The following is a 10558-nucleotide window of genomic DNA, read 5'->3' as shown; positions in this document are numbered from 1 at the left end:
GCGTGTTTGGTAACCACACCGATACCGGAGGTCCTCACCTACTTCCGCTCACCACGCCGTTCACAACCTGTCTGGGAGTTACACCTAGGCCGCCCGCGCCACCGAAGACGACGGCGGAAACCCCACTGATCTGCATTGCGGCACCCTTCGTGTAACTAACACTCTCTTGATGAGAGAATAGTATTCTCAGATGACCCGAGATGACCAATTGCGAGCACGAACGAGGCCGCCAGTTACTGAGTTAGCGTTGCGAGCTATGGATGTCGCCGAGCTGATCGCCGCGGCCCGGGGTGGGAACATCCGGGCGGTTGGACGGCTGCTGAGCCTGGTCGAGAGCCCGCGGCGCGCTGCGGTGCTGGCCGAACTCGGGCCAGCCGTGGTGCCGGTGATCGGGGTGACCGGCCCGCCTGGTGCCGGCAAGTCCACGACCATCGCCGTGCTGGTCGCGGCGTATCGCGAACGCGGGCAACGGGTCGCCGTCCTCGCGGTCGACCCGTCGTCGCCCTACAGCGGCGGGGCGCTCCTGGGCGACCGGATCCGGATGGCCGCGCACATCAACGACCCGGACGTGCTGATCCGGTCGGTGGCCACTCGCGGTCATCTCGGTGGCTTGGCCGAGGCCGTGCCGGCCGCCATCCGGCTGCTCGGGTCGCTGGGCTATGACGTCGTGCTGCTGGAGAGCGTCGGGGTCGGACAGTCCGAGATCGAGATCGCCGCGGTCGCCGATCCCACGATCGTGATCCTCAATCCCGGTGCCGGCGACGCGGTTCAGGCGGCCAAGGCCGGTCTGCTCGAGGTTGCCGATCTGGTGGTGGTGAACAAGGCCGACCGGGAGGGTGCCGCGCAGACCGTGCGTGACCTGACCTTCGAGACGCACGTGCCGGTTCTGACCCTGGTCGCCGCGCGGGCCGAAGGGGTCGGAGAACTCATCGAGGCGATCGAGGCGCACCGGCGTTCCGACACCGCAGCCCGGCGGTCCGCTCGGGCGCGGGCACAGGTGCTTTCGCTTGCGCAGAGCCGGTTGCGCAGTCACCCCGATCTCGACGCGGTCGCACAGGCGGTCGCCGAGGGACGCTGCGATCCCTACGCCGCGGCCGAAGCCCTGATCGCACCGAGAACCTCGCCGCCGGTCGACCAGCCGTGAGCGCAGGGGTTACTTGCGGGCGAAGCCCTGCGAGCAGAAGGTCCACACCTCGTCGCCGCTGATCGGCGTGTGGACGTTCTCCTCGTCCTCGACCGAGCTGGACTGGGCGATGAACATGATGGTCTGCATCGTCATCGCAGCGATCCGGCGGGGATTGGCGTCTTCGCGCAGCTCACCGGCCGCCGCGGCTTCGATCATCAGCTCGGTGAACAGGGCGACCAGCGGTGCGTGCGCGACCTTGACCTCGTTGGGGTGCGAGATCAGCAGCTGCGGCGCGAAGTCGGTGAACAGCGGCCTGCGCGCGGTCGGGTCCGGCCGCGAGAGCTCGAACAGCAGGGTGACGGCGACCTTCAGCCGATCCAGCGGATCCTTCTGGGCCGACGTCGCCGCCCGAATCTGGTCGGCCGCTCGGCTCAACGCATCCTCGAAGAGTGCCAGCAACAGTTCGTGCTTACCGTCGAACTGCAGGTAGAAGCTACGCAACGACTGGCGCGAGCGGTCCACGACTTCCTGCACGGTGAAGTCGGTGCTGCCCTTCTCGGTGATGATGGCCTGAGCGGCATCCAGGAATCGCTGCACGCGCTGCCCGGCACGCACTTTGGCGGTCCGGATGGACCGCTCCACGGCGCGCTGCTTCCAAGCGGGCTCTTCGCTCGGGCTGTTCACTGCAGGGCTCGAGACGAGCGCGTGTCAGCGGTTCGGATGTGGCTCACGCTAAGAGAGTACTACTCTCAGCGGCGAGAATTATATTCTCAATCCAATCTTGCCCAAATTTCGCGTCGCCGACAGTCTAAATGGTGATCAGCGCATTCGCCGCCATGGCGTACGTCACAGATTTCCCAGCCGGGGTGCGTGTCCCAGCGTGCGTATGACCGTGCCCGCCTCCCGGGTCAGCTCGCGCGTCGAACCGAGCAGACCGTCGAGCACGAACGCGCGCTTCACGTGACGATGCAGGTCGTGTTCGGCGGTGAAGCCGATCCCGCCGAGCACCTGCTGACAGTGCTTGGCTGTGGTGAGGGCGGCCTGTCCGGCCGCCGCCTTGGCCAACAGACAAGCCAGCTCACTGGGGTCGTCCTCGGCGGCCAGCAGGGTGGCCTGGGCGCCCTCGACGGCCACCAAGCTCTCGGCGAGCCGGTGGCGGACCGCCTGGAACGACGCGATCGGACGGCCGAACTGCATCCGGTCCACCGCGTGCCGGCGGGCCAGCGTGAGCATCGCCCGCGCCGATCCCACCAGCCACCAACCGAGTGCCCGGCGGCCCCCGGCCAGTGGCAGCGCGGTCCCCGCCGCGCAGCCGCGCAGGGGTAGTTCGGGATCCATCGCCGAGTGCGCGCCGGCGGTGCGCTCCCACAGCACCCAGCGCCCGCCGGTGTACGGCAGCGCGATCGTTGAACCCGGTGGTTGTCCGGCCTCCGCGAGCACGACGTCATTGATCACCCCGGCGTGCGTGCCGGTCTCACCGAGCAGTCGGAAGACCAGTGCTGTTGCCTCCGAGGGGATCTCGCCGAGCATCTCCAGCCAGCCGAAATCGGCGAGCACGTCCTCGACATGTGATCTTCCGGCGGCCGCCGCGGAGCTCATCGATTTCTCCAGCGTGTCCGCCAGCATCCCGAATTCGCCGTCGTCCACTGCCTACTCCTTCCCGAGGTCGAGAAGCCGGCGGGCGATGATGTTGCGCTGGATCTCCGCGGTGCCGCCATAGATCGTGGCCGAGCGGGCATACAAAAACTCTGAGCGCCAACCCGTCTCGTCGAGTTCGAGCACACCCGGAAGCACATCGCGGGCGGTCTCGTACAGGCGTTGTTCGGCGCCGGCCAGCAGCACCTTGTCGATCGAGGTCTCCGCGCCGAGCTTGGCCCCGTCGGCGAAGCGATGCTGAGTGCGTGCCGAGGTGCAGCGGACGGTGTGCAAGGCGAGGTAGGCCGCCCCGAGCTCCGCATCACCGGCCTGGCCGGCGTCTGCGGCATCGGCGATCAGCCGGTCCATGCGGGTGAAGAGATAGGCGATGCGCTGCCAGAAACACGTCGACCGCTCGAACGGCAACAGGTCGTTGGCCAGCCGCCAGCCATCGCCGGGGTTGCCGAGCATCCGCTCGGCCGGCACCACGACGTCGTCGAAGTAGACCTCGCAGAACTCGTCCACCCCGTGCATGGTGCGCAGCGGTCGCACGGTGATGCCGGGGGAGTCCATGTCCACGAAGAACGCGGTGATGCCCTCATGTTTGGGCGTTTCCTGGCCGCCGGTGCGGGTCAGCAGCACGCACCGTTTCGAGAACTGCGCGAAGCTGGTCCACACCTTCTGGCCGCTGACCACCCACCCGTCGCCGCGCGGGGTGGCCTTGGTGGACAGCGATGCCAGGTCGCTGCCCGACCCGGGCTCGGAGAAGCCCTGACACCAGTGCTCCTCGCCACGCAGGTAGCGGGGCACCATCTCGGCGGCCAGCTCCGGTCGCGCGTACGAGATCATGGTCGGAACCAGCACTTCCATCATCGAGTACGGGCCGGGTTCGGCGATGTTGCGACCGAGCACCTCCTCGGCGACCACCATGCGCAGGATCGGCGATCCGCCCAGTCCCCCCACTTCTTCGGGCCACCCGTAACGCATCCACCCGGCGTCGTAGAGGGCGCGACGCACGCGGCTCATCTGCTCGATATGAGCCGGCAGCGAATGATCCGGGCCCGGTGTCAGGTCGTTCTCGTCGAGCCAGGCGATCAGCCGTTCGCGGAATTGTGCTGTCGTCGTGCCGGATCCGGCTTCCGTGGTCATCCGCCCGCCGGTCGGCCGATCGCATGCGGACGCCCGGAATCGTGCACACCGGTCCGGCGGATGAACGTCATCGCCCTGGTCCGCAGCCGCCAGCCGGCGTCGGTTCGCAGGTAGGTGTCGCGGTAGTACCCGATGCGCATGTCGTGCGCGGAATGCTCGATGAAGCACAACGGCTGCGTTCCGGTGGCGGCGTTCGGGTCGCTGTCGTCGAACTCGATCAGGGACTCACCGGTCATGAACAGCCCCTTGGGCGCCGCCTCGACGAGCTCGGGAAACCGTGACAACGAATAGGTTTCGCCGAAGGCGCTGTATGTTCCACCGTCGGTGAAGACCTTGACCAGATTCTCGACGTCCAGTTGGGTGATGGTCACCGCGTAACGGGCGAGCAGTTGCTGGATCTCGACGATGTCGTCAGTCCGTCTTGTGGACATAGACTTTCCCGCCTTTCATGACGAAGCGAACATCCTTGGTCACCGTGATGTCGGCCAACGGATCACCGGGCACGGCGATGATGTCAGCCAGCAGGCCCTCGGCGATACGGCCACGGTCGGTGGCGTTGATGAGGTCCGCACCGACCACCGTGGCGGCGCGCAACACCGCGGCCGGCGGCATGCCCCACTCCACCAGCGTGACCAGCTCATCGGCATTCTTGCCGTGCGGGATGGCGGGGGCGTCGGTGCCGACGGCGATCTTCACGCCCGCCTCGTAGGCAGCCTTGATCGACGTCTCCGCTTTCGGGAACATGTCGGCGGCCTTGTCCTGCAGCGCCTTCGGTGCGTGGGAGACATCCATCGCCTGCGCCAGGCGGCGGGTGGTCACCAGGAACCGGTCATGGTCGACGAGCATCTGGATCGCCTCGTCGTCCATCAGGAAGCCGTGCTCGATGCAATCGATGCCGCAGGCCACCGCGTGTTTGACGGCCTCGGCCCCATGGGTGTGTGCCGCCACCCGCAGTCCCCGGCGGTGGGCCTCGTCGACGATGGCGCGCAGCTCGTCGTCCGAATAGTGTTGCGCACCGGCCTCACCGGTCAGCGACATGACGCCGCCGGAGCAGCACACCTTGATCAGCTGGGCGCCGTGCTTGATCTGGTAGCGCACCGCCTTGCGGATCTCGTCGACCCCGTTGGCGATGCCCTCCTCGATCGTCAGTTCCAGCACGCCCGGCATGAACGCCGCGAACATGGTGGGGTCCAGATGCCCGCCGGTCGGGGTGATGGCGTGGCCTGCCGGGACGATGCGCGGCCCCTCGATCCAGCCGGCATCGATGGCCTTGGCCAGAGCCACGTCCAGCAGGTAGCCGCCGGTCTTGACGAACAAACCCAGGTTGCGCACCGTGGTGAACCCCGCGTGCAGGGTGCGGCGGGCATTGCCGACAGCCCGCAGCACCCGCGTCGGCGGATCGTCCTGGACCTGGGAAAGGCCGGGGTTCTCGCCCCGGCCGCCCATCAGGAGGTTGACCTCCATGTCCATCAACCCGGGCAACAGGATGGCCTCGCCGAGGTCGATCACCTCACCTTCGGGCTCGCCACCCAGACTGACGATCCGGTCGCCGTCCACCGTCACGACGGCGGGCCGGACGATCTCGCCCGCGTCGACATCGACGTACCCGGCAGCCTTGAGTGTCAGCATCGGCACGCTCAGACCACCGGCTCCCTGATGAGTTCGACCCAGGCCGCCCCGCTGTCCAGCACGCGCGGCTGTTTCCAGACCTCCACCGGGAAGCTGACCATCACCACCGACTGCATCAGGTGCATCAGCCGCTTGGCGTCGGCGGGCATGTCGTGCAGCGGGAAACGCGCGTCGAGGTACACCATGACCTCCTCGAGTCGCGACGTGCCTGCGTCGTACAGCGCCTGCATCTCGTCCATCGACGAGGCTAGCCGCTTGGCGTAGCGCTCCGGTTCGGTTGCCAGGATCCAGTCGCTGAACCGCTCCAGGTCGGCGAACTCGGCGGGGAGCAACGGCTCAGACATGCACGTCTTCTTTCTTGTCCGCAGTGGTTCCGGCGGCCTGCTCGGCCTTGTACTTGTCGACGTACTTGTGCGCGGTGTGGTGTAGGTGCCGCAACAGGACCTCCTGATCGCACAGCGGGAAATCGGTGACCGCACGGGTGCCGATCTGGGTCTGGGTGGCCTCCAGGGTGTTCGCGTCCTGCAGGGCGTACTCCTTGAACGTCACCGCGGCCAATTCCTGCGACAGCCGCTGGCGGGTGTTCTTCGGCGGCACGAAGTACAGGTTCGCCTCGAAGATGTGGCTGTCCACCCCGGTCGGCCAGTAGTTGTAGGTCAGGTACCAGCCCGGTGCCCACAACAGCAACGTGAAGTTCGGGAAGAACTCGAAAGAGTCCTGGCCCCAGGTCTTCTGGCGGGCCGGGTTGACCGCGGGCGGAAGTTCGTCGGGCAGGATGCCCTTGATGTCGGGCCGGTCCCAGGGTCCGAACAGGCCGCTGTGCAGAATTCGTTCGATCGGCTTGACCATGTTGAGGTCCTTGGGCGGGCTCATCCCGCCCCAGGACGAGATCATCGAGTGCTGATCCTTGATGTCGTAATGCAGTGCCTCGAAGCCGACCTTGGCCAGCTTCTCGGCCTCCTCCTTGGTCGCCTGCTTCATGTGCAGGACGGGTGCGTGGTAGAACTCGGTGAACGCGTCGATGAACAATTTCCAGTTCGCGTTGATCGGCGCGCGGTAGCTGTAGACCTCGGTCATCTCGTGGAAGGGATAGCCCTCCAAGCCCCGTGCGAACTCGCCGAGGTAGTCGCGCAGTGGCTCGGCGTCGTCGTCGAAGTTGACGAAGATGAAGCCCTCCCACACCTCGCAACGCACCGGCTTGAGCGGGTAGTCGCTCTTGTCGACGTCGAAGAACTCCTCCTCCTGCTGGATGAAGGTCAGTTCGCCGTCGAGCGCGTAGCGCCACGCGTGGTACTTGCAGGTGAACTGACGGCAGGAGCCCGACACCTCCTCGCCGGGAAAGTCGTTCCACACCAGCTTGTTCCCGCGGTGCCGGCACAGGTTGTAGAAGGCGCGCACCGTGCCGTCTTTGTCCTTGACCACGATGATCGAGGTGCCCGCTGCGACCGAGGGCATCTCGCGGGTGAAGTAGCTGCCGGTCTTGGGCAGCCGCTCCACGCGACCGACCTGCAGCCAGGTCTTGCGGAAGATGGCCTGCTGCTCGAGCTTCCACTGCTCGGGATCGATCGAATCGGTGTAATCGACCGGGGCAGTGCCCAGCTCGGGCCAGTTCTGTGTCCAGCTCCCTGCGGCCGGCTTCGGAAAATGTGCCAACGTACTTACCTTTCATCCTCGAGCTGTACGCCGAAAGTGTTGAACGCCATGGCCAACATGCCGTAGGCGCCGACGGTGAAGACGAAGTCCATGCGCTGGCGCTCGCCGAGGTGATCGGCGAGAGCAGCCCAGGTTTCGTCGGTGAGATTCGAGTTCTCCTCGAGTTCATCGGTGGCCAGCAGGACCAGCCGGTCGAGGTCGTCACGGGCTTCGCCCCGCCGGATCGCCTCGATGTCGGTGTCGGTCAGCCCCTCTGCCTTGGCGAGCTCGACGTGGTGTGCCCACTCGTAGTCACATGCGCGCCGGTGGGCGACACGCAGCACCGCGACTTCCCGAACCCGGGCCGGGAGGGTGGAGCGGAACAGCAGATGGACGGAAAAACCCAGATATGCCTTCGCGAGGTCGGGATGCCGAACCAGGGTGGACAGGGCCGTCCCGGCGCCCTCTGGGTTCTGCCGGTCGCGCGGCAGCATGCCTTTCAGGGCGTACTGGACGTCGGAGTCCCACTGCTCCGCTGGTAGCGGCGTCAGGCGCATCGGTAACCCCCTCTCACAGTGGAGAATTGCATTCTCAAAACCGGATAACAGGTTTTCACGATTGCGCGCCGAGGTCAATCCCCGCCGCTGAGCAGGGCGAAAAATCCGAGGTCGGGCGGGCTGCCCGCGGCGTGGAATCCGGTCGCGGACACAATGCTGAGCGGGTCTCCGGATGTTGATTCTCGTGGAGCGAGAAGCTAGTTTTCAGTAGAGCGGGTCGTCACGGAAGGAATCGCCATGCGCAAAGAGGACATGATCCTGATCAGCGTCGACGACCACATCGTCGAACCGCCCGACATGTTCGCCAACCACTTGCCGCGTAAGTACATCGACGACGCGCCCCGGCTGGTGCACAACCCGGACGGCTCGGACATGTGGCGTTTCCGCGACATCGTGATCCCCAACGTGGCGCTCAATGCGGTGGCCGGCCGGCCCAAGGAGGAGTACGGCCTCGAGCCGCAGGGCCTCGACGAGATCCGGCCGGGGTGCTACAACGTCGACGAGCGGGTCAAGGACATGAACGCCGGTGGCATCCTCGGATCGATGTGCTTCCCGTCGTTCCCCGGCTTCGCGGGCCGGCTGTTCGCGACCGAGGATGCGGATTTCTCGCTGGCCCTCGTCCAGGCCTACAACGACTGGCATGTCGAGGAGTGGTGCGGGGCGTACCCGGCCCGCTTCATCCCGATGACGCTGCCGGTGATCTGGGACCCGGTGGCCTGCGCCGCCGAGATCCGGCGCAACGCGGCGCGCGGCGTGCACTCGCTGACCTTCACCGAGAACCCTGCCGCGATGGGTTACCCGAGCTTCCACGATTTCGATCACTGGAAGCCGATGTGGGATGCGCTGGTCGACACGGACACGGTGCTCAACGTGCACATCGGTTCCTCGGGCCGGCTGGCGATCACCGCGCCCGATGCGCCGATGGACGTGATGATCACGCTGCAGCCGATGAACATCGTCCAGGCGGCAGCTGATCTGTTGTGGTCCAAGCCGATCAAGGAGTACCCCGACCTCAAGATCGCGCTGAGCGAGGGCGGCACCGGCTGGATTCCGTACTTCCTCGAACGCGCCGACCGGACCTACGAGATGCACTCGACGTGGACGGGGCAGGACTTCGGCGCGAAGAAGCCGTCGGAGGTGTTCCGCGATCACTTCCTGACGTGCTTCATCTCCGACCACGTCGGTGTGCAGTTGCGCAATGACGTCGGCATCGACAACATCTGTTGGGAAGCCGACTACCCGCACAGCGACTCGATGTGGCCGGGCGCACCCGAGCAACTCGACGATGTCCTCAAGGCGCACAACGTGCCTGACGACGAGGTCAACAAGATGACCTACGAGAACGCGATGCGCTGGTACAACTGGGATCCCTTCACCCACATCGCCAAGGAGCAGGCCACGATCGGCGCGCTGCGCAAGGCCGCCGAGGGCCACGATGTCTCGATCCAGGCGCTGTCGAAGAAGGAGAAGACCGGCGCCACGTTCGCCGATTTCGCGGCGAATGCCAAGGAGCTGTCCGGCAACAAGGACTGAACGGGTCCGTCGGCGACACGGCGCCGGTGCGCGAGAGGTCGCCGGCACCGGCGCGCCGCGCTGTGCGCCGATCAGGGAGTAGAGGAGTGTGGCTGTGCCGTCAGGCATGAGTTTCGAGTTGACCGATGACCAAGAGCTGATCCGTAAGTCGGTGCGGGAACTGGCATCCCGATTTGACGACCAGTACTGGATGGAGAAAGACCAGGCCCACGAATTCCCTTCGGAGTTCTACGACGCCATCGCCAAGGGCGGCTGGCTGGGCATGACGATCCCGGAGGCGTATGGCGGCCACGGGTTGGGGATCACCGAGGCCACGCTGCTCGCCGAGGAGGTCGCCCGCTCTGGCGGCGGCATGAACGCCGCCAGCGCCATTCACATGTCGATCTTCGGTATGCAGCCGGTCGTGGTGTTCGGCTCGCAGGAGATGAAGGCGCAGACGCTGCCCCGCATCGTCACCGGGGATCTGCATGTCTGCTTCGGTGTCACCGAGCCGACCGCGGGACTGGACACCTCGCGCATCACCACCGTCGCCCGCCGCGACGGCGACCACTATGTGGTCAACGGGCGCAAGGTGTGGATCTCCAAGGCGTTGGAGTCCGAGAAGATCCTGCTGCTGACCAGGACCACGCCCCGCGACGAGGCGGGCAAGCCGACCGACGGATTGACGCTGTTCCTCACCGATCTGGACCGCGACCACGTCGACATCCGGCCGATCAAGAAGATGGGCCGCAACGCCGTCAGCTCCAACGAACTGTTCATCGACGATCTGCGGGTGCCCGTCGAGCACCGAATCGGGGAGGAGGGCAAAGGCTTCTCCTACATCCTGCACGGCCTGAACCCCGAGCGGATGCTCATCGCCGCCGAGGCGCTCGGCATCGGTCGCGTCGCGCTGGATCGAGCGGTGAAGTACGCCAACGAGCGCGTGGTGTTCGACCGGCCGATCGGCATGAACCAGGGCATCCAGTTCCCGCTGGCCGACTCGCTGGCGCGGCTGGACGCCGCCGAGCTGATCTTGCGGAAGGCGACGTGGCTCTACGACAGCGGAAAACCGTGCGGCCGGGAAGCCAACATGGCCAAGTACCTCTGCGCCGATGCCGGCTTCGCGGCGGCGGACCGGGCGCTGCAGACCCACGGCGGTATGGGCTATTCCGAGGAGTACCACATCTCCCGGTTCTTCCGGGAATCACGGCTGATGAAGATCGCGCCGGTCAGTCAGGAGATGATCCTGAACTTCCTCGGCGCCAACGTGCTCGGCCTACCGAAGAGCTACTAGTGGCCGGTCCACGCGCCGACCGTA

Annotated in this window: 11 protein-coding genes; 3 read left to right on the top strand and 8 right to left on the bottom strand. The window is 66.1% G+C overall.

Features of this window, described 5'->3' with window-relative positions; genetic code table 11:
* Positions 1 to 256 precede the first annotated feature (256 nt).
* Positions 257 to 1144 (top strand): methylmalonyl Co-A mutase-associated GTPase MeaB, encoded by an 888-nt coding sequence (meaB, locus tag MSZK_RS31370; protein WP_099252390.1) that lies wholly within the window; start codon positions 257 to 259, stop codon positions 1142 to 1144.
* 9 nt (positions 1145 to 1153) lie between these two features.
* Here meaB and MSZK_RS31365 read toward each other — a convergent pair whose 3' ends face one another.
* The 8 genes from MSZK_RS31365 to MSZK_RS31330 form a co-directional block, all read right to left on the bottom strand.
* Positions 1154 to 1810, bottom strand: coding sequence for a TetR/AcrR family transcriptional regulator (locus MSZK_RS31365; protein WP_099252389.1), 657 nt, complete (start codon positions 1808 to 1810; stop codon positions 1154 to 1156).
* 162 nt (positions 1811 to 1972) lie between these two features.
* Complete coding sequence (locus MSZK_RS31360; RefSeq protein ID WP_099252395.1) at positions 1973 to 2752, bottom strand: acyl-CoA dehydrogenase family protein; 780 nt, start codon at positions 2750 to 2752, stop codon at positions 1973 to 1975.
* A gap of 24 nt (positions 2753 to 2776) precedes the next feature.
* Positions 2777 to 3910, bottom strand: coding sequence for an acyl-CoA dehydrogenase family protein (locus MSZK_RS31355; RefSeq protein WP_099252388.1), 1134 nt, complete (start codon positions 3908 to 3910; stop codon positions 2777 to 2779).
* The gene (locus MSZK_RS31350) at positions 3907 to 4341 is read right to left on the bottom strand and encodes a nuclear transport factor 2 family protein (protein WP_099252387.1); all 435 of its coding nucleotides are present in this window, start codon (positions 4339 to 4341) and stop codon (positions 3907 to 3909) included. Before MSZK_RS31350 ends, MSZK_RS31355 begins: the two co-directional genes overlap by 4 nt.
* Positions 4322 to 5539 (bottom strand): amidohydrolase family protein, encoded by a 1218-nt coding sequence (locus MSZK_RS31345; protein WP_099252394.1) that lies wholly within the window; start codon positions 5537 to 5539, stop codon positions 4322 to 4324. The genes MSZK_RS31350 and MSZK_RS31345 overlap by 20 nt, the downstream gene beginning before the upstream one ends.
* A gap of 8 nt (positions 5540 to 5547) precedes the next feature.
* The gene (locus tag MSZK_RS31340) at positions 5548 to 5883 is read right to left on the bottom strand and encodes a hypothetical protein (RefSeq protein WP_099252386.1); all 336 of its coding nucleotides are present in this window, start codon (positions 5881 to 5883) and stop codon (positions 5548 to 5550) included.
* On the bottom strand, positions 5876 to 7192 hold the full coding sequence (locus tag MSZK_RS31335; RefSeq protein WP_099252385.1) for an aromatic ring-hydroxylating dioxygenase subunit alpha: 1317 nt from the start codon (positions 7190 to 7192) through the stop codon (positions 5876 to 5878). The genes MSZK_RS31340 and MSZK_RS31335 overlap by 8 nt, the downstream gene beginning before the upstream one ends.
* Before the next feature lie 5 nt (positions 7193 to 7197).
* Positions 7198 to 7728, bottom strand: coding sequence for a carboxymuconolactone decarboxylase family protein (locus tag MSZK_RS31330; protein ID WP_099252384.1), 531 nt, complete (start codon positions 7726 to 7728; stop codon positions 7198 to 7200).
* Between the two features lie 237 nt (positions 7729 to 7965).
* Between MSZK_RS31330 and MSZK_RS31325 the strand changes: the two genes are divergently transcribed.
* Both MSZK_RS31325 and MSZK_RS31320 read left to right on the top strand, forming a co-directional pair.
* Positions 7966 to 9261, top strand: coding sequence for an amidohydrolase family protein (locus MSZK_RS31325; protein WP_099252383.1), 1296 nt, complete (start codon positions 7966 to 7968; stop codon positions 9259 to 9261).
* Between the two features lie 106 nt (positions 9262 to 9367).
* Positions 9368 to 10534, top strand: coding sequence for an acyl-CoA dehydrogenase family protein (locus tag MSZK_RS31320; RefSeq protein WP_199203562.1), 1167 nt, complete (start codon positions 9368 to 9370; stop codon positions 10532 to 10534).
* Positions 10535 to 10558: the final 24 nt, after the last annotated feature.

The organism is Mycobacterium sp. shizuoka-1, assembly GCF_002723835.1.
In the GTDB taxonomy this organism is placed as follows: Bacteria; Actinomycetota; Actinomycetes; order Mycobacteriales; family Mycobacteriaceae; genus Mycobacterium.
Note: the sequence above shows the minus strand (reverse complement) of the source record. Positions and strands in the feature narration are given on the sequence as shown.